Source organism: Actinoplanes couchii (genome assembly GCF_016862075.1).
Classification (GTDB): Bacteria; Actinomycetota; Actinomycetes; order Mycobacteriales; family Micromonosporaceae; genus Actinoplanes; species Actinoplanes couchii.
On record NZ_BOMG01000062.1, the window covers coordinates 1 to 22,404 of the forward strand.

Annotated in this window: 18 protein-coding genes and 1 pseudogene; 11 read left to right on the forward strand and 8 right to left on the reverse strand. The window is 70.6% G+C overall.

Features of this window, described 5'->3' with window-relative positions:
- Positions 1–738, reverse strand: a pseudogene (locus Aco03nite_RS25405) (hypothetical protein); the annotation flags it as partial.
- Positions 739–1,165: 427 nt separating this feature from the next.
- Between Aco03nite_RS25405 and Aco03nite_RS25410 the strand changes: the two are divergent.
- Complete coding sequence (locus Aco03nite_RS25410) at positions 1,166–1,573, forward strand: hypothetical protein (RefSeq protein WP_203798591.1); 408 nt, start codon at positions 1,166–1,168, stop codon at positions 1,571–1,573.
- A gap of 21 nt (positions 1,574–1,594) precedes the next feature.
- Positions 1,595–2,014, forward strand: coding sequence for a hypothetical protein (locus Aco03nite_RS25415; RefSeq protein WP_203798592.1), 420 nt, complete (start codon positions 1,595–1,597; stop codon positions 2,012–2,014).
- On the opposite strand, the gene Aco03nite_RS25420 is transcribed toward Aco03nite_RS25415, so the two are convergent.
- From Aco03nite_RS25420 to Aco03nite_RS25440, 5 genes are read right to left on the reverse strand one after another with little or no spacing between them, the layout of a single operon-like run.
- Positions 1,928–2,833: an STM4011 family radical SAM protein gene (locus Aco03nite_RS25420; protein WP_203798593.1), complete on the reverse strand. Its 906-nt coding sequence runs from the start codon at positions 2,831–2,833 to the stop codon at positions 1,928–1,930. The two genes, Aco03nite_RS25415 and Aco03nite_RS25420, sit on opposite strands and share 87 nt — an antisense overlap.
- Positions 2,830–4,134 (reverse strand): STM4012 family radical SAM protein, encoded by a 1,305-nt coding sequence (locus Aco03nite_RS25425; protein ID WP_203798594.1) that lies wholly within the window; start codon positions 4,132–4,134, stop codon positions 2,830–2,832. The genes Aco03nite_RS25420 and Aco03nite_RS25425 overlap by 4 nt, the downstream gene beginning before the upstream one ends.
- Positions 4,131–4,916: an STM4013/SEN3800 family hydrolase gene (locus Aco03nite_RS25430; protein WP_203798596.1), complete on the reverse strand. Its 786-nt coding sequence runs from the start codon at positions 4,914–4,916 to the stop codon at positions 4,131–4,133. Before Aco03nite_RS25430 ends, Aco03nite_RS25425 begins: the two co-directional genes overlap by 4 nt.
- A complete protein-coding gene (locus tag Aco03nite_RS25435) occupies positions 4,904–5,941 on the reverse strand; it encodes an STM4014 family protein (RefSeq protein ID WP_203798598.1) in 1,038 nt (345 codons plus the stop codon). Before Aco03nite_RS25435 ends, Aco03nite_RS25430 begins: the two co-directional genes overlap by 13 nt.
- Position 5,942: 1 nt before the next feature.
- Complete coding sequence (locus Aco03nite_RS25440; protein ID WP_203798600.1) at positions 5,943–6,860, reverse strand: STM4015 family protein; 918 nt, start codon at positions 6,858–6,860, stop codon at positions 5,943–5,945.
- Between the two features lie 102 nt (positions 6,861–6,962).
- On the opposite strand from Aco03nite_RS25440, the gene Aco03nite_RS25445 reads away from it, so the two are divergent.
- From Aco03nite_RS25445 to Aco03nite_RS25485, 9 genes are all read left to right on the forward strand, one after another.
- The gene (locus Aco03nite_RS25445) at positions 6,963–8,720 is read left to right on the forward strand and encodes a DUF6055 domain-containing protein (protein ID WP_203798602.1); all 1,758 of its coding nucleotides are present in this window, start codon (positions 6,963–6,965) and stop codon (positions 8,718–8,720) included.
- Positions 8,721–8,783: 63 nt separating this feature from the next.
- Positions 8,784–9,659 carry an ADP-ribosylglycohydrolase family protein gene (locus Aco03nite_RS25450; RefSeq protein ID WP_239145419.1) on the forward strand — a complete coding sequence of 292 codons (876 nt, stop codon included), beginning with the start codon at positions 8,784–8,786 and terminating at the stop codon, positions 9,657–9,659.
- A 165-nt stretch (positions 9,660–9,824) separates the two neighbouring features.
- Entirely contained in the window at positions 9,825–9,989 is a 165-nt protein-coding gene (locus Aco03nite_RS25455) for a hypothetical protein (protein ID WP_203798604.1), read from the forward strand.
- A gap of 442 nt (positions 9,990–10,431) precedes the next feature.
- Positions 10,432–11,196: a dimethylargininase gene (gene ddaH / locus Aco03nite_RS25460; RefSeq protein ID WP_203798605.1), complete on the forward strand. Its 765-nt coding sequence runs from the start codon at positions 10,432–10,434 to the stop codon at positions 11,194–11,196.
- A 115-nt stretch (positions 11,197–11,311) separates the two neighbouring features.
- Positions 11,312–13,000, forward strand: coding sequence for an ABC transporter substrate-binding protein (locus Aco03nite_RS25465; RefSeq protein WP_203798606.1), 1,689 nt, complete (start codon positions 11,312–11,314; stop codon positions 12,998–13,000).
- A gap of 1 nt (position 13,001) precedes the next feature.
- Positions 13,002–13,991 (forward strand): ABC transporter permease, encoded by a 990-nt coding sequence (locus tag Aco03nite_RS25470; protein WP_203798607.1) that lies wholly within the window; start codon positions 13,002–13,004, stop codon positions 13,989–13,991.
- Entirely contained in the window at positions 13,988–14,866 is an 879-nt protein-coding gene (locus tag Aco03nite_RS25475) for an ABC transporter permease (protein ID WP_203798608.1), read from the forward strand. The genes Aco03nite_RS25470 and Aco03nite_RS25475 overlap by 4 nt, the downstream gene beginning before the upstream one ends.
- Positions 14,863–15,681, forward strand: a complete 819-nt coding sequence (locus tag Aco03nite_RS25480; protein WP_203798609.1) for an ABC transporter ATP-binding protein — start codon at positions 14,863–14,865, stop codon at positions 15,679–15,681. Before Aco03nite_RS25475 ends, Aco03nite_RS25480 begins: the two co-directional genes overlap by 4 nt.
- Positions 15,678–16,469, forward strand: coding sequence for an ABC transporter ATP-binding protein (locus Aco03nite_RS25485; protein WP_203798611.1), 792 nt, complete (start codon positions 15,678–15,680; stop codon positions 16,467–16,469). The genes Aco03nite_RS25480 and Aco03nite_RS25485 overlap by 4 nt, the downstream gene beginning before the upstream one ends.
- On the opposite strand, the gene Aco03nite_RS25490 is transcribed toward Aco03nite_RS25485, so the two are convergent.
- Together Aco03nite_RS25490 and Aco03nite_RS25495 are read right to left on the reverse strand one after the other, a co-directional pair.
- Positions 16,442–19,315, reverse strand: coding sequence for a glycoside hydrolase family 2 TIM barrel-domain containing protein (locus tag Aco03nite_RS25490; protein ID WP_203798614.1), 2,874 nt, complete (start codon positions 19,313–19,315; stop codon positions 16,442–16,444). The genes Aco03nite_RS25485 and Aco03nite_RS25490 overlap by 28 nt on opposite strands.
- Positions 19,308–22,397: an alpha-mannosidase gene (locus tag Aco03nite_RS25495; RefSeq protein WP_203798617.1), complete on the reverse strand. Its 3,090-nt coding sequence runs from the start codon at positions 22,395–22,397 to the stop codon at positions 19,308–19,310. The genes Aco03nite_RS25490 and Aco03nite_RS25495 overlap by 8 nt, the downstream gene beginning before the upstream one ends.
- Positions 22,398–22,404: the final 7 nt, after the last annotated feature.

Here is a 22,404-nt window from a genome sequence, read left to right on the forward strand (position 1 = left end):
AGCACGCGGCGCAGCGGTGGCGCCAGCACGCGGCGCGGCGGTGGCGCCAGCACGCGGCGCGGCGGTGGCGCCAGCACGCGGCGCGGCGGTGGCGGTGTTGGCACGCGGCGCAGCGGCGGTGTCCGTGCGCGGGGCAACGGCGGTGCCTTCTTTGCGCAGGGCGACGGTGGTGTTCGGGCCGGGAGACGGGGGTGTGGGGCCGGGCCGGGTTCGGGTGACCTCGAGGAGGGCGTCTCGGGCCTGGAGGAAACGGGTGATCGCCGCGGCGTTGGGTGTGCGGCGTTTGGGGCGGACCAGGTCCTCGAAGGCGACCAGGAACGGGGTCCACTGGGCTTCGGCTGGGCGGGCGGCGTGGTACAGGGCCTCGGCGTCAGCCCGGGTCGCAGCGGTCAGGTGGGTTCCGGCCGTGTAGGAAGGCTCGTTCAGCAGCAGGTCGATGACCCGGGTGACCAGGAAGAACTCCTTGTCGATCAGGTGTACCCGGGCGCGTCCGGGCAGGCGCGCCAGGAACCATGCGGCGGCGGATACGGCACCGGCGCGCCGGAGGAAGTGACCGGACTTCAGCTCGTGCGGTGACAGGCGGAACTCGGTTCGCAACTCGGTGATCAGGGCGTGCGCTTCGTCCGGGGTCAGGTCGGTGCTCGCGTGGGTGATCACCGGCTCGGTCGAGCGGAGCAGATTGGTCCCGGAGAACCCGGACTCGTCACAGGCGACCTCGACGACAGCTCCGGTCAGCACCCCGGCCGGTGGTAGACCGCCTTGCATCCGGGCCGGTGGCAAACCGCCTTGCATTACGGCTGGTGTTAGGCCGCCCTGTATCCGGGCCGAGGGTATACCGCCTTGCAATCCGGCCGGTGGTAGCCCGCCGTGCATGTTGGCGGGTGGCGAACAGGCCTGCAGCGGCGACCTGGGTGTGCCCTCCGTCATGGCGACCATGCTGGTGCGGTCGGCGGGTGGTGACAACTCAATTGCGGAGGGCGCACGTCCGGTCCTGGGATGGAGCAGATAGGACGCAGGCCACAGGCGCATCGCCCGGTGAGGATGCGGGACGCTATTACGCGGACAACGGTGTCGTCTCCGAGTACGCCTGGCTGCTCGGCCTTCTGCTCTGGCTGCCGTCGCTGTTCACCGTGGCTGACCCCCTTCCGCACCCCCAATCGACTTCATGATCAACCTGGTGATGCTGCTGAGCTGGGTGCTCGCGTGGATGTTCTTCGCCCCGATCCTGTTCCATCAGGCGAACCGCTACATGCTGCCGGTGCTGATCCCGCCCGGAACGATGAAGATCGTGGCGGTCGGCGTCATCGTCGGTCTGCCGTCGGTCCTGATCTACCTGCTCCGCCGTCGTTTTGTGGCCGTCCTGCTGTGGAACCAGATCAACCCGCGCCATCTGGGCATCAGCGGCGTCGTGGTGCTGGTCGTCGCGCTGCTGCTGGCGCAGCTGGCCCGGTTCGTCGATCCGGCTACGGTCGGTGCCGGATTCTTCCTGATCCTGCTGTTCTTCTACGCGTGGGTGCTGCGCCGTCTGCACGGACGGTTCCCGCCGCCGGAGGACTGGAACCCGATGGCCTGAGAAAGCCCTGAGGAACCCCTGATGACTGTCGCACGCTGGCTGGCCGTCCCGGTCGCACTCGCCGCCGGTATCGCCGCCGGAGCCCACGTCACCGCACTCGACGCCGGTGAGCCGTGGCGGACCTTGCAGGAGGCGTTGCGCCCGGACGGCCTGGGCATCATCACCGTCAGTCTGGTCTGGCTGGTGGCCGGAGCCCTGGTGCAGACGCCTGTCGCGCTGCGCCGGGACGCCCGGGTCGGCACCGGCTGGATGGTGATCCTCTGGCTGGTGGCGATCACCCTTGTGGTCGCCGTGCTGCTCGCCACGGTGCTGCTCGCGCTGGTGGCCGGTGACCTGGTCACGCTGGTGGCGCCGCTAGGCCTGCCGATCGCTTACGGGTGGACGCTGCTGTATCTGCAGGAGCGATTTCCCGGGGCGAAGGCCGGGGATCCGCTCGAGTAGCCCGTCGGCATAGACGTCCCGCAGGTTCAGCGGTTTCAGGTGCACGTACCCGATGTGGCAGTCGCACCGGGAATTGGTGCAGTCACGTGGTTGCAGCCCGGCGCGCCAGCTCCCGTCGTACAGATTGCCGATCGGTGTCTTGATGAAGTGGCACCGCCGGACCGTGCCGTCGCCGAGGACCGAGATGGCCGTCTCGCCGGCGTGGCAGGGCCGGCCGAGCGACGGATGCGGCCGGACACTGTCGCCGAAGAGCGGGTCCAGCGCCGTCCACAGCGTCTCCTCCTCGGAGGTGTAGACGTGCCCTTCGGCGGCGTTGATCCACAGGTAGACGCCGGGGGAGAGGGCTTCGCGCAGCGCCACCGCCTCGGCGTGATGCTCGGGAAACCCGACGACCCCGACCGAGTAACGGATGCCGAGGGTGTCGAGTTCCCGGCAGCGGGCCAGGAACCGCTCCCGGGTCACCTGCCCCGGATGGTAGGTGGTCCACAACGCCGCCACCTGCGGGTTCGCGTCGGCGAGCCAGCCGGTGCGGGCGGCCAGGTTGGTCTGGATCGCGACCCGGGCCACGTGCGGCTGGTGCGAGAGCCGCACGACGGCGTCCCGGTACCAGGACCGGGTCAGGCCTTCGCCCCACGGCGTGAACAGGATCGACAGCCGCCGGTCGGTGGTCGCGGTGACCCAGCCGACGAACCGTTCCAGGTCGGCCCGGTCGGCGCGCAGCAGGTCCGGCGGGTCGACCTTCTTGGCGAATGGGCAGTACGGACAGTCGTAGTTGCAGCTGGCGAGCGGCCCCCGGTAGAGCACGTAGAGATCGTTCATCGGGCCACGTACGCCGTCATCGCCGCCCGAACCGTCCCGGACACCAGCCACGGCCCGATCGTGTCGGACTGTGCCAGCCCCGCCGAGGTCAGCGTGGTGCGCGAGGCGTCCAACCAGCCCCGCGACTCCAGCTCGGCGAGCTGCGGGAAGTCGTCGTCGTGGGTGGTCCCGAACCGCTGCCGGTAGGCGGCCGCGTCCACCCCGTCGGCCCGCAGCAGCGATTTCAGCAGCCAGCGCCGTCGTTGCTCGACCGCGTCCAGGTGGAAGCCGATCTCGGCGAACCGGAAGTCGTCGGCCGGCCGCGACAGGTAGTCGTCGATCACCGCGCGCACCTCGGACACCGCCACCGCGTAGTCGAACGAGTAGTGCAGCGACGTGGTGTACGACCGGGCCCCGCACCCCAGCCCGACCATGCCGTCGTCCTGGCAGCAGTAGTCCGGGCCGTCCGGCTGTGGGGCGTCGGCCCGCCGGAACTGGCGCATCGAATGCCGCACGTAGCCCGCGGCGGTGAGCACCTCGACCGCCTGCCGGTACAGCTCCTGGCGCTGCCGGTCCCAGTCGGCGCGCGCGTGGGCCCGCCGCCCGAGCCCGGTCAGTGGCCGCACGTACAGCGGGTACAGGTACAGCTCCTCGGGGTGCCATTTCAGCGCCTCGTCGAGGGAGTGCTGCCAGCTCTGCGGGGTCTGCCCGTCGATGCCGTAGATCAGGTCGATGTTGAGGACCGGGATCCGCGCGTCCCGGATGGCCTGCAGCGCGCCGAGCACCTCGGTCAGCTGTTGCGGCCGCCCGGCGGCGTGCGCCTCGGGGTCGAGGAAGGACTGCACGCCCATGCTGATCCGGGTGGTCTGATGCTCGGCGAGCACGGCCAGCCGGTCGGGGGTGGCGGTCGCCGGTGACGTCTCCACCGACAGTGGCACCGGTGTGGCCCCGAACGTGTCGTGCACGATGCCGAACAGCGTCTCCAGCTCGGGCGCGGTCAGGTAGGTGGGGGTGCCGCCGCCGATGGCGACGCGGGAGAAGACCGCGCCGGGGGAGAGGCTGTCCCGAACCGCCGAGGCCTGCCGGCGCAGCTGTTTCAGGTACGCCGTGACCTGCTCCTCCGGCGGGTTGGCCCGGGTGAAGAGGTTGCAGAATCCGCAGCGCATCTCACAGAACGGCAGATGCACGTACCCGAAGAGCGAGTCCTGCCCTTCGGCCTGCCACACGTCGGTGAGGGTGGGCCGCGGTTCCAGACGACGGTAGGCGGTCTTGTGCGGGTACGCGTACAGGTACCCCTGGTAGGGAGAGTCGTCGAGGTTCATGGCGCTCCCAGGATGAAGTCGGCGTAGGGCACGGTCCACACGGCCTCGTGGGCGACCCGGTGGCCGACGTGACCGTCCTCGCCGTAGAGGGTTCCGTGGTCCGAGCAGATGATCACCTGGCAGGGCCGTCCACGGCCGCTGACCAGGTCGAAGAGCCGTCCGAGTCGCCCGTCGACGTACTCCAGGGCGGCCGTGTGGGTGGACAGGCCGTCCTCGGCGGCGCCGGGGACGTAGTGCCGGTTGGGCTGGTGCATCGCGGCCACGTTGAGGAACGTGAACAGCGGTCTCGACGGCGGCAGCTCGCCGATGATCTTCTCCAGCCGGTCGAGCTGGGCGCCCACACAGTCCGGCGCGGTCACACCGAACGCCGGCTCCCAGTGCGACTCGGCGAACAGCCCCGGCAGCACCCGGCCCAGGGGCGCGGCCGGGTTGAAGAAGCCGACCCCGCCCAGGCAGACCGTGTGGTAACCCTCGGCGGCCAGCGCGGTCGGCAGATCCGGATGGTCGAACACGTAGGTCCGCGGGCCGCTGCTCTCGCTGCCGCCGAACCGGGCCGCGAACAGCCGCTCGTGCGGCCCCGGCGTCACCGGGGTCGGCAGGAAACCCGCGAAGAACGCGTGATGCGCCGCGTAGGTGAACGAGGCCGGCGTGTGCCGCCGCTGCCAGGCCCCGCCGGGCAGCACCGACGCCAGCGTGGGGGTGTCGGCGGCGACTGCCGCGTCGTACCGCAGCGTGTCCAGGGTGACGAACAGCAGGTCATGGGTGCCGATCAGCGCACGCATGCGGCCACCTGCGCGTCATAGGTGTCCTGCCCGTCGGCCAGCACCCCGGGCAGCAGGTCACCGAACGCGTTCACCTCGGCCACCGCGTGCCGCCGCCACCCGACACCGAACATCAGGTCCACCCCGACCTGCAGGGTCTGCGGGAAACACGCGGCCGCCCGCTCGCACGTCGCCATCGCCGCGGCCCACTCGCGCTCCCCGGCGGCTGCCCGGACCGCGGCCACGTCACCCCGGGCGTTGCCCAGGTGCAGGTTCGTCATCGGGGTCGTGCTGGTGCGCACCACCACGTGCCGGGCCCGGCCGGCGATCACCACCACCCGCAGGTCGAGGACCCGGCCGCCGAGCCCGGCTTTCGGGAACCAGCGCTCCACGTGCAGCCCGTCCGGGGCCAGCAGGTCGACGATCGACGCGACGACCTCCTCGTCGGCATACCGGCGTACTGCCAGATTGTTGAACAGCGACCCGCCGCTGACCTCGACCGAGGTGACCGCGGTTACCTTCGGCCCGGCGACGGCGACCGCCATCACCCCGGACGCCGACGAGCCGTGCGACGGCTTGACGAAGAACCGGCGCCAGCCGCTGGCGCGCAGCGCCGCCCAGCCGCCGACCGGGCCGAACGCCTCCGGGACCGGCACACCGGCCGCCGACAGCAGCGCGTGACAGCGCGGCTTGTCGGTCATGGTCAGGATGTCGGCGGGCTGGTTGAGCAGCCGCCCGCCGCCCGCCTCGATCCGGGCCAGGGCGGCCCGCAGCCCGGCGAACCAGTCGGCCGCGCCGGTGATCCGGCCGTGCTCGGCGACCTCGGCCGGGCGGCCGCTGCCCAGCTCGCGCAGCAGCCGGTCGACCTCCGGATCCTCACCGGGGGAGTCGATACGGACCAGCGTGCCCGGCCCGGGCACCCGGCCGGTGGTCAGCACGTCGCGCCAGCCGAAGACCTCCGGCGGCGGGAGGCCGGCCCGCTCGGCGGCGGCACGGAACAGGGCGACCCGGCGGTTCTCCGGGATGCCGACGACGGCGAGGCGCACCTTACTCGGCCACCACCGTGTAGCGGCCGTGCCGTGTCTCGTCCTGTGGGTCGGAGACGTCGACGGCGACCCCGGGCAGCTCGTCGACGACCCGCTGGGCCATCTCCTTGGTCATGAAGTGGTGGTGCAGGTCGAGCGCGGTCAGGTGGGTGAGCGGCTGCCCGGCCAGCAGCGACTCGGCGCCCGCGTCACCGAGCACGCCCAGCGACAGGGCCAGCGAGTCCAGCCGGGCCACCACCGGCGCCGACGCGACGGCCGCCGCCAGGTCCTCGGCGATCTCCGAGTTGCACAGGCCCAGGTGGGTGAGGGCGGGGAAGGCGCGGCCGGACAGGATCGGGGCCAGGTCGTCGACGGTGATGTCGCCGCCGTAGTTGTCCACGCCCAGCCACAGCTCCAGACGACTCAGGTTGGGCAGGTCGCAGGCGAGGATGCCGGTCAGCACCGGGGTGCTCAGCCCGCCGCTCTGGATCACCAGCTCCCGCAGGCCCTCGTGACGCAGCGGGCTGAACGCCAGCCCCTGCGCGCCGCGGATCCAGAGCCGCTCCAGCGCCGGGAACGCGGCGAGCAGCGGCTGGTAGTCGCCCTGGTTGATCCAGGAGATCTCGCACTGCTCGTAGCTCATCTCGCCGACGAACAGCGACCGCAGCCCGGTGAGCCGCCCGGCGTTGCCGATCAGCAGCTCGGCGGGGAACTGGGTGTCGTAGGCCTCGCCCCACTCGCCGATGATCAGCGCGGTCGGGCCGGCCGGGCCGGTGCGCTCCAGCAGCCTGTCGAAGGCCCGCTGCAGCTCGCCCTCCTCGGCCTCGTACTCCAGGTCGATGCGCCAGGCCACGGCGGACGGGTCGGCGGGACGGTCGTCGTCCTCCACGGCCACGACGGGCAGGCCCGCGAACGTCGTCAGAAAGTGATGGATGGTCATCGGGACTCCCCCTCTAGCAGTGCCGGAAAGCTAGCAGGACCCTCCGACACTTTTCTCGACGAGACCTGGGAGCGTTCCCAGAATTGGTCTATTGTCCGTTCCATGCCGATCCCCCGAAGAAATTCGCGGCACAAGTCCTGGTTCATCATCGCTTGTGCATTCGTCCTGCTGGCCGGCGCCAGCGTGATCCCCCAGGTCATGCCGACGGCGAACGCCGCGGCCAAGACCGTCTACATCCCCGCCCGCTGGACCCAGACCGGCGAGGTCCCGTGGACCGCCGACCGCAGCAAGGAATCGACCAACTTCATTCTGCTCTGGGGTGAGAAATCGGGCACCAGCCCCAAAACGGCCCCGTCCCCCTACAACTTCGACCCCGACAACATCATCAGCCAGCTGGAGAACCTGTACAGCTTCTACGTGAACACCATGCAGTTCACGCCGGAGACCGGGCTGCTCGCCCAACACAAGATCATCGTGATCGTGACCAACACCTGGAACCGCGCCGAACTCAACGCCTGGGCCACCGGCGGCTCGGTCGACGGCCGGGTCGGCGTGATCAACGTGGCGCCCGGCGCGGCCCTGCCCGGATCCTGGGGCCTCGCCCACGAACTGGCCCACGTCTTCCAGAACTACACGTTCCTCGGGCGCAGCGGGTACGGGTTCACCGACGCGTCGGCGGGCACGTTCTGGGAGACCAGCGCCGAGTTCATGGCCATGCAGACACTGCCCACCACCGCGGCCGGCGACCTGTCCCGCTGGCTGCGCTCGGAGAACCTGTACTACAGCTCCAGCCGGCACCACTACGGCAACTGGATGCTCGCGCAGTACATCAAGGACCGGGACGGCCTGGGCATGTTCAACCGGATCTGGAACGAGGCCCGCAGCAACGAGCACCCGCTCGAGGTCTACCGCCGGATCGCCGGCATCGACCAGACCGAACTCAACCGCCGGATCGGTGAGTACGCCACCCGCACGGTCACCTACGACTTCGGCAACCGGCCGACCCTGATGCCGTTCATCACCAACGTCTACGGCGCCGGGTTCCTCAACAGTGCCTACAACGGCGGCAACGTCGAAGCCGTCGACCAGAGCCTGAGCCACTACCGGATCAACGCCCGGGTCGCGCCCTCCGACTACGGCTTCAACAAGATCAAGCTGGTGCCGTCCGGCAGCACCGTGAAGCTGCGCCTCAAAGGACACGCCGAGACCGGGGCCACCGGCTGGACGTTCGGGCTGGTCGCGGTCAAGAACGGCGTCCCGCGTTACTCGGCGCTCAAGACCGGCACGGACGCGCAGATCGACTTCCCGCTGCAGTCCGGCGAGACCGAGGTGTGGCTGGTGGTGACCGGCACCCCGAGCGCCGTGCCGCACTACGCCTTCCTCGACGGCTACACCAAGGCACGACGGTTCCCGTACGAGTTCCGCGTCTCCGGAGCCACCCCGTCCGGTTTCGAACCCGGATACGTCAAACCGGCCGCCACCAACGGCGGGCGCTGGCACTCCAACGGCGGCGGCTGGGTGGCCGGCAACGCCAGTGTGGCCGCCACCGCGTACGTCGGCCCGAAAGCCGCGGTGATGGCCGGAACCGTCACCGGCAACGCCCGCATCGAGGGCCTGGGCTGGGTCAACGGCGGCACCGTCGGCGGCAACGCGGTGGTCAAGGACAACGCCCTGATCCAGGGCGGCGCCAACCTGTCCGGCAGCATCGTCGTCGGCGGTGACGCCGAGATCGCCTTCGCCTGCTCCACGGGCACCTACCTGCTGTTCAACCCCGACCGGCGCTGTGACGGCGCGGGCGGGGAAACAGACGTCAACCCCTCTTTCAACCCCTTCCCGAGTACGGATCTCGCACTGTCCTGAGCACGTCCCGCCGCGGGTGCCGCCGAACTTCCGCAACGGCATCCGCGGCGTACCGTGACGCCGGTGAACACGAACGCTGCCGCCGCGTCGACGGCGATGCGGGGTCTCGCCCTGGGCGACGCCTTCGGGGAGTCCTGGCTGCTCCAGCCGTCCGATCAGGTGACCGCCGCGCTCGGTGAACGCCGGGTGGCGGACGGCCCGTGGCCGTGGACCGACGACACCGCGATGGCACTCGCGCTGCTGGGCGTCCTGCGACAGCACGGGCACGTCGACCAGGACGCGCTGGCGACGGCGTTCGCCGACTCCTACGCCGCTGATCCGTATCGGTCGTACGGCGGGTCAATGCACGAGGTGCTGCGCTCCCTCGGCCGGGGTGAGCCGTGGCCCGAGGTGACCCGGCGCAAGTTCGGTGGCATGGGGTCCTGGGGCAACGGCGCGGCGATGCGGGTCGCGCCGTTGGGCGCCTGGTTCGCCGGCGATCTCGACACGGTCGCGGAGGAGGCCGGCCGCTCGGCGCAGGTCACCCACGCCCACCCGGAGGCGGTGGCCGGCGCGGTGGCGGTGGCGATCGCGGCGGCCCTGAGCGTCACCGGCATCGACGCCGGCCTGCTGATCACCGCGACGGCGGCCCGCACCCCGGACAGCGAGGTCGCCTCCCGGCTGCGGCGGGTGTCCCGGGTCGCGCTCACCGCCGACCCGCGCCACGTGGCCGCGATGGTCGGCTGCGGCGAGCAGATCTCCGCCGTCGACACCGTCCCCTTCACGATCTGGTGCGCCGCGGCCCACCTCGACGACCTGCCGGAAGCCCTGTGGGCCACCGCGAGCGCCGGCGGCGACACCGACACCACCTGCGCCATCGTCGGCGGGATCGTCGCCGCCCGCACCGGCCTGGACGCCGTGCCCGCCGCCTGGCTGGAGGCGTGCGAGCCGATCGACTAGGTTGTGCGCCCAGCCGGGTGGTCCTGGGCGCACACGCTGATCGCCGAGGTGCGCCTCAGCGAGGTCCCCGGCACCGGCACCGGCGCGGCCGACGGTCCCGCGGCCGGGCCTGGGCCTGGGCCTGGGCCTGGGACTGGGACTGGGACTGGGACCGGGACCGGCCGGGTGTGGCCCACCGCGCGGATGTTCGCGACGACAGCCGGCGTCCTCTGCTTCCTCGACGGCGTAGACGGCCTCACCAGCGGCGGCCAGGCCGTGCTCACCGCCGTCCGCTGGTCCCTGCCGGCCACCCTGCTCCCCGCCACCGCGCTCACCCTCCTACTGCCCTGACCGGCAGCCGACCCGCCGCCGAGGAGGAGGGGGGAGGGCCGCGAGGACGGCGGTGAGCCGCGAGGAGAGCGGTGAGCCGTGATGAGGGCGGAAGCCGCCAGGGCGGCAGTGAGCCGCGAGGAGAGCGGAAGCCGTAAGGGGAGCGGCGGGCCATAACGAGGGCGGAAAGCCGCCAGGGCGGCTGTGGGCCGTAACGAGGGCGGAAAGCCGTAAGGGGAGCGGTGAGCCGTAACGAGCGCGGAAAGCCGGGGCGGCGGTGAGACGTGAGGAGGGTTGGCGGGCCGCCAGGAGGGCGGAAAGCCGCGAAATGAGCAGAAAGCCGCGAGGTGGGCGGAAAGTCGCCAGGGCAAAGGGCGGCTGCCAGGGCAGCGGATGGCAGCCGGTCCGGTGCGACCATGGATCTCGGTGGCGCGCCGTGTGGCGGCGCCGGGAGGAGAACGCCATGAGCAAGCGGTTCGCCCTGGTCCGCAAGCCCGCCGAGAGCCTCGCCGACGGAATGGTCACCTTCGTCGAGCGCCGGCCCGTGGACCTGGAACTGGCGCGCCGGCAGTGGGCGGCCTACGTCGCGGCCCTGGAGGCCAACGGCTGGCCGACCGTGGAGGTGGACGCCGACGACACCCTGCCGGACTCGGTGTTCGTCGAGGACACCGTGGTCATGTTCGGGCCGGTCGCGGTGCTGACGAACCCGTCCCGCGCGGCCCGCCACGCCGAGGTCGCCGGCACCGGACGCAAACTGCGCGAACTCGGCCTCGAACCGCTGGCGCTGACCGAGGGGCATCTGGACGGCGGCGACGTGCTCAAGGTCGGCCGCACCGTCTACGTCGGCCTGGGCGGCACCTCCGACAGGTCCGCGATCGACCAGCTGCGGCGCATCCTGCGACCGCGCGGCTGGACCGTCGTCGCCGTGCCGGTCACGAAGGCGCTGCACCTCAAGAGCGCCCTGACCGCCCTGCCGGACGGGACGATCATCGGTTACGGCCCGCTGGTCGACGACCCATCGCTCTTCCCCTGTTTCCTGGACGTGCCCGAGGAGCCGGGCGCCCACGTGGTGGTCCTGGACGACGACACCGTGCTGATGAGCGACCGTGCGCCGGAGACCGAATCTATCCTCCGGTCCCGCGGCCTGCGAGTGGTCCCTGTGGATATCAGTGAGTACCAGAAGCTCGAAGGCTGTGTGACCTGCCTGTCCGTCCGCGTGCGTCAGTAGTTTGACCGATATCGATCAGAAAGTTATCCACAGCTGGGCAGACGCGGCCTTGACATCGCAAACTTAAGCAGCTTAATAATGGCGCCGTCGATCGATCCGACGGAGGGAATCCCCGATGCCATTCCTCCCCCCACGGGCCAGGCGTGCCGCCACGGCACTGGCCGCCGTGACCCTCGTCCTCGCCGCCTGCTCCAGTCCCGACAGTGACAAGACCGGCAAAGCCGGCGACAGTTCGATCACCATCTTCAACGGTGCCAACGGCACCATCGTGGAGAACTGGAATCCGTTCTCCCCGACCCAGCTGCAGCCCACCCAGGGCCCGCTCTACGAGGCCCTGTTCTGGTACAACGTGGCCACCGAGGCGGAGCGCCAGCCGATGCTCGGCACCGCCGCCGCGTGGAACGCCGACGGCACCGAGCTGACCATCACCACCCGCGAGGGCGTGAAGTGGTCGGACGGGCAGCCGTTCTCGGCCAAGGACGTGGCGTTCACCTTCGACCTGATCATGAAGAACAAGGCGATCAACGCCACCGGCCTGACCCTGACCAGCTCGGTGGCCAAGAGCGACACCACCGCCGTGCTGACCTTCAAGAACAAGTCGTTCACCGACGAGGCCTCGATCGTCGGCTACACGCCGATCATCCCGGAGCACGTCTGGAGCAAGATCGACGACCCGGCGAAGACGATCAACCAGAACCCGATCGGCACCGGCCCGTTCACCCTGAAGACGTTCTCGTCGCAGAGCTACGTGCTGCAGAAGAACCCGAACTACTGGCAGGCCGGCAAACCGAAGATCCAGAACGTCAGGTACATCTCGCTGGCCACCGCCGACGCCGCCAGCGCCGCGCTCACCGCCGGTCAGGTCGACTGGATGAGCAGCTTCCTGCCCGGCCTGGAGCAACTGCTGCAGAACCACAAGGACCTGTCGTACGTGAACACGCCGGTGCTCACCGCCTCGATCTTCACGTGCGCGAACAAGGAGCTGGGCTGCACCGGGCCGCAGACCGACACCGCCGTGCGCCAGGCGATCCACCACGCACTCAACCGGGACCAGCTGAACAAGCTGGCCGGCGGCGGTTTCGCGGCAACCGCCTCACCGACGCTGCTGCTGCCGGAGCGGGACAAGAAGTGGATCGCCGACCCGTCCCAGGTGACCATCCCCGGCACCCCGGACGTGGCGAAGGCGAACCAGATCCTCGACGACGGCGGGTGGGTCAAGGGCGCCGACGGTATCCGTACCAAAAACGGTCAGAAGTTGTCGTTGACCATCCAGACCGTGACCGGCTGGAGCGACTTCATCTCGCTCAACGACGCGATGGCCCAGCAGCTCAAGGAGGTCGGCATCGAGCTGAAGCCGACCCAGCTGTCCTGGAACGAGTGGAACAACAACCAGGTGCAGGGCAGGTACCAGCTGTCGCTGGACTCGATCGGGCTCGGCGCCAGCGCCAACCCCTACTACACCTACCAGCCGAAGTACGCCACGGTGACCACCGCGAAGGTCGGTGAGGCCGCCGGCACCAGCGGGAACTACTCGCGCTACAGCAACCCGGTGGTGGACAGGGCGGTGGAGATCGCGGCCGGCACCAACGACGAGGCCGCGCAGCGGGAGCAGTACACGATCATCCAGAAGGAGATCACCCGCGACCTGCCGTACATCCCGATCTACGTGAACTCGCTGCTCACCGAGTTCAACACCAGCCGCGCCACCGGCTGGCCGACGAACGAGAACAAGTACGCGCTGCCCGCCTCCTGGAAGGTCTGGGACAACGGCATCGTCCTGGCCACCATCGAACCGGTCGCATGACGTGTACCACCTGCTCCGCAAGCTCGGGTTCTACCTGGTGGCGCTCTGGGCGGCACTGACCGTCAACTTCGCCATCCCCCGGATGATGCCCGGTGACCCGGTCGAGATCATGCTGTCCAAACTCGGACAGAAGGGCCCGGTCACCGAGGACACCCGGGAGGCGATCGAGGCGCTGCTCGGCACCGGCGCCGGCCGGCCGCTGTGGTCGCAGTACCGCGACTACCTGGCCGGCCTGGCGCACGGCGACCTGGGCGTGTCGGTGGTGTTCTTCCCGGCCCCGGTCAGCACGATCATCGGGCAGACCCTGCCCTGGACGATCGGGCTGATCGGGCTGGCCACCGTCATCAGCTTCCTGACCGGCGTCGGCCTGGGCACCCTGGCCGGCTGGAAACGGGGCTCGTGGATGGACAACCTGATCCCGGTCACCACGATGTTCCAGTCGGTGCCGTACTTCTGGCTGGCCCTGATCCTGCTCTTCCTGCTCGGCAGCGTGTGGCCGCTGTTCCCGCTCAACGGCGGGTACGACGTCTACGAGGTGACACCCGGCTGGACCGGGGAGTTCCTCGGCTCGGTCGTCTACTACGGCACGCTGCCCGCGCTCACCATCATCATCTCGTCGATCGGCGGCTGGATGCTCGGCATGCGCAACATGATGGTCTCCACCCTCTCCGAGGACTACATGCTCACCGCGGAGGCGAAAGGACTGCGCCCGGGGCGGATCATGCGGCGGTACGCGGCCCGGAACGCCGTACTCCCGTCGGTGTCCGGTTTTGCCATCTCGCTCGGTTTTGTGGTCGCGGGCTCGATCGTCACCGAGGCGGTCTTCTCCTATCCCGGCATCGGCTCGGCGCTGCTGCAGGCGGTCGGCGGCAACGACTACGCGCTGATGCAGGGCATCTTCCTGATCATCACGCTGTCGGTGCTCGGTGCGAACCTGCTGGTCGACCTGCTCTACTCGGTGATCGACCCCCGCACCCGGGCCCAGTCATGAGCCCGAAACTGATCGCCGGGCTGGCCCTGGGCGCGCCGATCGTGATCTTCGGGTTGGTCGGGCCGCTGCTCGTGCAGGATCCGGCGCGGGTCGGCGACATCGGCCTGAGCGGTCCCGGCGGGGAGCACCTGCTCGGCACCACCCAGACCGGACAGGACATTCTGGCCCAATTGGCGTACGCCACCCGGGGCTCGCTGATCGTGGGCGCCATCGTCGGGGCGCTCACCCTGCTGCTGTCCGGGTTCTTCGGCATCGTCGGCGCCTACGCGGGCGGCTGGACCGACGAGGCATTCTCCCTGTTCACCAACGTCATGCTGGTCATCCCCGGCCTGCCGCTGGTGATCGTGATCTCCACCTACCTGCCGGAGCGCAGCCTCACCCTGGTCGCGATCGTCCTGGCGATCACCAGTTGGGCCGGCTCCGCCCGGGTGCTGCGCGGGTCGACACTCAGCCTGCGCAACCGCGACTACGTCAAGGCCAGCCGGGTCGCCGGGGAGAAACGCTGGCGGATCCTGCTCGTCGAGATCCTGCCCAACCTGATCCCGCTGCTGGCCGCGCAGGTGGTGTTCGCGGTCATCTTCGCGATCCTCGGCGAGGCCGGGCTCTCCTACCTCGGGCTCGGCGCGACCGGCTCGTTCACCTGGGGGACCATGCTCTACTACGCGCAGAACGGGCTGGCCCTGCGACTGGGCGCGTGGTGGTGGTTCGTACCGCCGGGTCTGCTCCTGGCCCTGTTCGGCGCGGCTCTGGCACTGATCAACTTCTCGATCGACGAGATCATCAACCCGAAGCTGCGTAATCAGACCCGGTCCGCCCGGCGTGGCTGGCGGATGTCGCGGGAGCAGCTGCGCAAGGCCAAGGAGGCGACGCTGTGAGCGGGCCGGTGCTGTCGGTCGAGGACTTCAGCGTCGACTACCTGGTCGATCCGGTGGTCCACGCGGTGCGCAACGTCTCCTTCACCCTGGCGCGGGGCGAGGTCCTCGGTCTGGCGGGGGAGAGCGGCTGCGGCAAGAGCACCCTGGCGTACGGCATGGTCCGCCTGCTGAAACCCCCGGCGGCCGTCACGTCGGGGCGGGTCGTCGCCGGGGACGTGGACTGGGGGAGACTCGGCCCGGAACAGCTGCGGGCGGCCCGCTGGGACCGGATCTCGATGGTGTTCCAGGGCGCGATGAACTCGCTCAACCCGGTGATCCCGATCCGCGAGCAGCTGGAGGACGTCTTCGTCACCCACCGCCCCCGGATGAGCCGCCGGGACCGCCGCGACAGGTGCGGTGAGCTGCTGGAACGGGTCGGGGTGGACCGGGCCCGGCTGCGGTCCTACCCGCACGAGCTGTCCGGCGGCATGCGGCAGCGGGTGATGATCGCGATGGCGATGGCCCTGGAACCCCAGGTCATGATCATGGATGAGCCGACCACCGCGCTCGACGTGGTGGTGCAGCGCGACATCCTGCGGGAGATCTCCCGGCTGCGCGACGAGCTGGGCTTCGCGGTCCTGTTCATCACCCACGACCTGCCGCTGCTGCTGGAGATCAGCGACCGGATCGCGGTGATGAAGGACGGATCGATCGTCGAGCTGGCCGCCGCCACCAGGCTGTTCCAGGATCCGCGACACCCCTACACCAGGCAGCTGCTGGAGTCGTTCCCCAGCCTGACCGGGGACCGCGGCTCGTTCCTGCGGGCGGCGTCATGAGCACCCTGGAGGCGCGTGGCCTGGTCAAGGACTACCGGGGCGGGATCCGGGCGGTCGACGACGTCAGCTTCACCCTCGTCCACGGGCGGACCACCGCGCTGGTCGGGCAGAGCGGCAGCGGCAAGTCGACGATCGCGAACCTGCTGCTCCAGTTGGAGCGACCGACCGCCGGGCAGATCCTGCTGGACGGCGAGCCGGTGACCCGGCGGAAGCTGAAGCAGTACCGGCGCACCGTCCAGATGGTCTTCCAGGACCCGTTCGCCTCACTGAACCCGTTCCACACCGTGGCGCACCACCTGGCCCGCCCGCTACGGCTGCACCAGCCCGGCCTGTCCGGCGTCCAGATCGCCGGCCGGGTCGCCCACCTGCTCGAACGGGTGCGTCTCGACCCGGTGCTGGCCGCCCGGCGGCCGCACGAACTCTCCGGCGGGCAGCGGCAGCGGGTCGCCATCGCCCGCGCGCTCGCTCCGGAGCCGGGCATCCTGATCGCCGACGAGCCGGTCTCGATGCTCGACGTCTCGATCCGTCTCGGTGTGCTCAACCTGCTCGCCGGCCTGCAACGCGAGGAGGATCTCGGCGTCCTCTACATCACCCACGACCTGGCCACCGCCCGGCACTTCTCCGATGACATCCTGGTCATGCACCAGGGCCGGATCGTCGAGCGGGGGCCGGCCGACGAGGTCATCCTGCGCCCGCAACACGAGTACACGAAGACCCTCGCCGACGCGTCCCCCGATCCCGAGCGCCGTCTGGGAGGTGGTCAGCCCAGGGACCACTCCCAGCGGTAGACACCCGCGGTCACCAGGTACTGCGGGAGCGTGTCCGGGCCGCACGACGCGGTGCCGAGGCCGCGATGGGCCGCGTCCAGGTGCACCACCGCCTCGGCCCGGGGTGTCAGCTCGTCGTGGTGGGCCGCCGTGTCCAGGTCGGCCGCGGTGAACCGGGTGACGCTGACCTGCCGTGGCTCGCCGGTGGTCAGCTCCACGGGTGGGACGTCCGGGCCGGTCAGGCTCAGGCGCTGGACCCCGTGACGGCCTCCGCTCTCCTGCGGGCGCAGGTACGGGGTGAACGCGTCGTCGATCCGGCAGTCGTAGGCGCCCACCGGGCCGCCGGCGTGCCGGTCCGGGTAGGTGTCGCGGGGGCCGTGACCGAACCAGGACATCTCGTCGTATCCGGCCCGGACGTGGAAGACCGTCCCGACCCGGGGCACGTCGTCGAGGCCGTCGGGGAGGGTCACCTCTTCCTGGACGACGACGACGCCCTGCAGCAGGCGGCTGGTCTGACGATGCAGCACCGGGCCCGCCGCTGTCTCGTAGACGGCCTCGACGACCGTGCGGTCCGCTTCCCGGCGGATCTCCGTCACGCGGCGCGAGGGGGAGACCAGACCGAGGTCGCGCCACCGGGCGGCCTGCCCACCGATCCGGTCGTTGTCGGTCGGGGCCCGCCACAGGCTGAGCCGGGGCGACGAGGCGAGGGCGGGATGGATCAGCAGACCGTCGTCGTCGACCTCGGCGGGTGTGCCGGCGGTGACGGCGAGGGCCCGGACCGGCGGCCGGAGCTGGATCTGGGGGCTGGCGAGCGGGGTGCCGGCCGGCGCCCACGGCTGGTCCTGCCCGACGGACACCCGCAGCGTCAGCCACGACGCGTCGCCGGGCACCGGGACCATTGCTTCCTCGCCCGGGCCGAGGTCCGGCAGCGTCATCGGCACCGGCGAACCGTCCACGTCCCAGACCGCGCTCAGCCAGTCCAGGCCACGGAAACCGAGCCGGTTGACGATCCGCACCAGGCCGTCGCCGGCATCCGAGATCCGGATCGGGGAGGCCAGTTCCCGGTGCTCGTCCATCGCCGGTTTCGGGGTCCGGTCCGGGAAGACCAGGCCGTCGGCGCAGAACGTCCCGTCGTTCGGGGTGTCCCCGAAGTCCCCGCCGTAGGCCCACCGGTACCCCGGGTCGGCCACACCGTCGCGGAAGAACGAGCCCCCGGCCGGCCGGCCGTCGGAGAGCCGCTGCAGGATCCCGTGATCCCAGAACTCCCAGATGAACCCGCCCTGCAGGCCGGGGGTGGACTCGATCGCGGCCCAGTGATCGGCGAGGGTGCCGTTGCTGTTGCCCATCGCGTGCGAGTACTCGCACATGATCAGCGGCCGGTTCTGCTCACCGGAGCGGGCGTGCTCGACGATCTGCGGCAGTGTCGGGTACATCGGGCAGACGATGTCGCTGCCCGCGATCCCGCCGGTCCAGTTGTCCTTGATCGCCCCCTCGTACTGCAGGGGTCGGGTCGGGTCGGCCCGGCGCAGCCATCCGGCCGCCGCGTCGTGGTTGGCGCCGTAGTCGCTCTCGTTGCCCAGCGACCAGATGATCACACTGGGGTGGTTGCGGTCCCGGGACACCATCCGCGCCACCCGGTCCACGAACGCGGGCAGGTACCGCACGTCGTCGCAGATCTCGTGCGCGTGGTCGTGCACCTCGATGTTCGCTTCGTCGACGACGTACAGGCCCAGTTCGTCGGCGAGATCGAGCAGCACCGGATCGTTCGGGTAGTGCGAGGTGCGGACCGCGTTGAACCCGTGCCGTTTCATCAGCACCAGATCGGCCCGCATCTGCTCCGCGGTGACGGTCCGGCCGGTGACGGGGTCGAAATCGTGCCGGTTGACGCCGCGGATCATCACCCGTACGCCGTTGACCAACAGGTCCAGCCCTCTGATCTCGACATCCCGGAAACCCACCCGGTTTTCGGTACGGTCCAGCTCGGCCCCGTCGGCGTCGTGCAGCACGACGGTCAGCGTGTGCAGCGCGGGTGTCTCGTCCGACCAGGGCACCACGTCCGGTACGACGGTGGTGAACCGCGGCTCGGCCCACCAGTCCGACACCCGGTCGTCGGCGATCTGCGCCTGCTCGTGCGCGGTGTCCCGGGGAACCGGCACACCGTCCAGCTCGGTGGTGACCCCCCACCCCTCGGGCAGCACCGATCCGGTGGTGAGCACCCGCGCGTCGACCTGGAGACGGCCGTCCGCGGACGCGACGGTCCGCAGATCACCCAGGTACGTGGTGCCGGTGCTGTACAGGAACACCGAACGGGTCAGCCCCGCGTGCCACCACTGGTCCTGGTCCTCGATCGCGGACGCGTCCGACCACTTGATCACTGTCAGGCGGACCGTGTTGGCCTGCCCCACCCGTACCGCCGCGGTGATGTCGAATTCGCCGGCCAGGTGCGAATCCTTGCCCCAGCCCACCTCGACACCGTTGACCCGGGCCAGCAGCACGCTCTCGGCCGCCCCGACGTGCAGCACGATCCGGCGGCCGGCCCACGCCGCGGGCACGTCGAAGTCCCGCTCGTAGACACCTGTCGGGTTGTGCTCGGGCAGCAGCAGCGGCGCGCCCGGCCAGGGCATCGTCACGTTGGTGTAGTGCGGCAGGTCGTCACCGCCGGCGTCCTGCACGGTCCACGCGCCGGGCACCCGGATGCCGGTCCAGTCGTCGCCGGCCGCCTGCTCCGGGTTGCCGAGCAGCTGGAACCGCCACGTGCCGTCCAGCGACAGGCGACGGTCCGGCCCGTCCAGGTCGTGCCGGACGGCGTGTGCCGGCACCCGCCGCCAGCCGGTGATCTCCGGGGTGTCCCAGATCCGCTCAACCACGGCGCAGCCGCAGGGTCTGCACCTCGAACGCGCGGAGTCCGAGAACGATCTCGTCGCCGTCGACCGTGACGGTCTCCTCAACCGGTCGCTCCAGAAGGTCGGTCCGGACCGCTCCGGCCAGGGCGAAACCGATCTTCAGGCGGCCGGTGGCGCGGGCGCCGAGCGACTCGTAGAGCCGCACCACCACGTCCCCGGAACCGTCGTCGGCGAGCTTGACGGCCTCGACGACGATCGCGTCGCCGCTGGTCTCCACCAGAGGAGCAACGGCTTCGCCGCCGGAAACCGAGCGGAGCGGCAGGTTCAGCGCGTACGCCTCGGCGACGGTCGTGGCGATGTCGGCGCCGGGCACGATGGCGTACGAGAACGTGTGCCGGCCCTGGTCAGCGTCCGGGTCGGGGCTGCGCGGGGCACGGAGCAGGCTCAGTCGTACCGTAGTCGTGGTCCCGCCTTCGTCCCTGGTCTCCCGGCGCGAGTCGTGACCGTAGGTGGAATCGGTCAGCAGCGCCACCCCGTAACCGGGCTCGCCGGCGTGGATCCACCGGTGCCCGCTGACCTCGAACCGGGCCGCGTCCCAGCCGGTGTTGGTGTGGGTGGGCCGGAAGACGTGACCGAACTGGATCTCGGCGGCCACCCGGTCCGCGTGCACGTCGAGCGGGAAGGCGGCCTTCAGGAACTTCTCCCGCTCGTGCCAGTCGGCGTCGGTGCCGATCTCGACACGCCTGCTGCCCGCGGTGAGCCGGATCGTCTGGGTGATGGTCGACTCGCCGTGACTGCGGACCACCGTGACCGCGGCCAGCAGCGGACCGTTCTCGGTCAGCGTCACCGAGTCGGCCTTGTCCAGATCGGTGCTCTGATGGGCGTAGTGCCGTTCGACGTCCCAGGCGTCCCACTGGCTCGGCCGGTCCGGGTGGATCTGCAGCAGGTTGCCCGCCGAGCCCGGCGCCAGGGCCTCGCGCCCGCTGGCATGGTCACGCAGCGAGCGGATCAGCCCGGCCCCGTCCACCACGACCCGGACCAGGCCGTTGTCCAGCACGATGCCGTCGGCGCCGTGCTCCGCGGTCACCGGGGTGTCCGCGAACAGGCCGGGGACCGGTGCGGCGGCGGCTCCGGCCGGCACGTCGACGGCGACCGCCCAGCTGCCGTCGGTGAGCTGCTGCGCCTGCTCCGGCGCGGATTCGCCGGTGACGACGGCGACCTCGCGGCGCGGGCGGGGGCTGGTGTTCAGCAGCAGCTGACCGTTGTCGGTCCCGAGCTGCCCGGCCGCTGCCACGATCAGTGTCTCGAGCTCGGCCGCCACCCGGGCGTACGTCTCCTCGGCCTCGCGGTGCACCCAGGCGATCGAGCTGCCCGGCAGGATGTCGTGGAACTGGTTGAGCAGCACCGTCTTCCACAGCCGGTCCAGTTCGGCGTACGGATAAGGCGCTCCGGTCCTGATCGTGGCCGTCGCCGCCCACAGCTCGGCCTCGCGCAGCAGGTGCTCGCTGCGCCGGTTGCCGGCCTTGGTCCGGGCCTGGCTGGTGTAGGTCGCCCGGTGCAGCTCCAGGTACAGCTCGCCGGACCAGACCGGGGCGTCCGGGTACTCGGCCCGCGCCTTGGCGAAGAACGCGTCCGGGGTCTCGATCTCGACCTTGGGCGCGCCTTCCAGGTCACGGAACCGGCGGGCGCGTTCCATCATCTCGCGGGTGGGGCCGCCACCGCCGTCCCCGTGCCCGAACGGCGCGAGCGAGCGGGTGGCCCTACCCTTGTCGGCGAAGTTGCGGACCGCGTGCGCGAGTTCGTCACCGGTCATCGCGGCGTTGTAGGTGTCGATCGGCGGGAAGTGCGTGAAGATCCGGGTGCCGTCGATGCCCTCCCACCAGAACGTGTGGTGCGGCAGCGGGTTCGACTCGTTCCAGGACAGCTTCTGGGTCAGGAACCACTCCATCCCGGCGAGCCGGGCCAGCTGCGGGTACGCCCCGTTGTAACCGAACGAGTCGGGCAGCCAGACGCCCTTGGTCTCGACGCCGAACTCGTCGAGGAAGAACTTCTTGCCGTGTACGAGCTGACGCGCGAGGGCCTCGCCGCCGGGCAGGTTGCCGTCGGCCTCCACCCACTGGCCGCCGACCGGCACCCACTGGCCGGCCGTGATCGCGTCGCGGATCCGCTGGTAGACCTCCGGGTAGTGCTGCTTGACCCACGCGTACTGCTGGGCCTGCGAGCAGGCGAAGATGAACTCCGGGTAGTCCTTGGCCAGCGCGGTCACGTTGGAGAAGGTGCGTGACGTCTTGCGGATCGTCTCGCGCAGCGGCCACAGCCAGGCGCTGTCGATGTGCGCGTGCCCGACCGCGGACAGGGTGTGCGCGCTGGCGTGCGCCGGGCGGGCCAGCATCGGTGCGAGGGCGGCGCGCGCCGCCGGTGCGGCGACCGCGACCGGCTCGGCGTCCAGCAGGTCCAGGGCCTTCTCCAGCGCGCGCAGGATCTCGTGCCGGCGCGGGTCGCCGACGGCGAGCTCCAGCATCAGCTCGCGCAGCACGCTCAGGTCCAGGCCCAGGTGCCAGACCTCCTCGTCCAGGACGGCCAGGTCGGCGGAGGCGAACTTGTAGAGCGGCTCGTCCCCGGCGGTCAGCTTGTCGCCCAGCGGGGTCGGCTTGAACTCGTCGGCCAGGATGTCCGGGTTGGCGGCCGCCTCCAGCAGCAGATCGATCTTCGAAGACCCGGCCGGCGGTACGACGTACTGGTTCTGCGGGTTGATCGCCTTGATCGGCACCCCGGCCGCGTCGTACACCAGCGCCTCGGCCTGGTTGCCCGGCCAGTCACCGACGAAGCCGATGTCGAAGACCGCCTCGACCCGGCGGCCGGCCCAGCCCGCCGGGATCTCGCCCTCGGCCCGGAACCACGTGGTGGACCAGGGCGGGCCCCACGGGCTGCCCAGGGTGAACGGCTCGTAGGTCGCGGTCAGCGCCTCGGCCACCGGGACCGGCTCGCCGGGCACGTTCCAGGCGGACAGCCGCAGCGGAACCCGTTCGGAGTACGCGGCCGGCAGCACCCGCTCCTTGAGCACCCGGTCGAGACGTCGTTCGACCAGAGTCCGGTCGTCGTGCATATGCCTT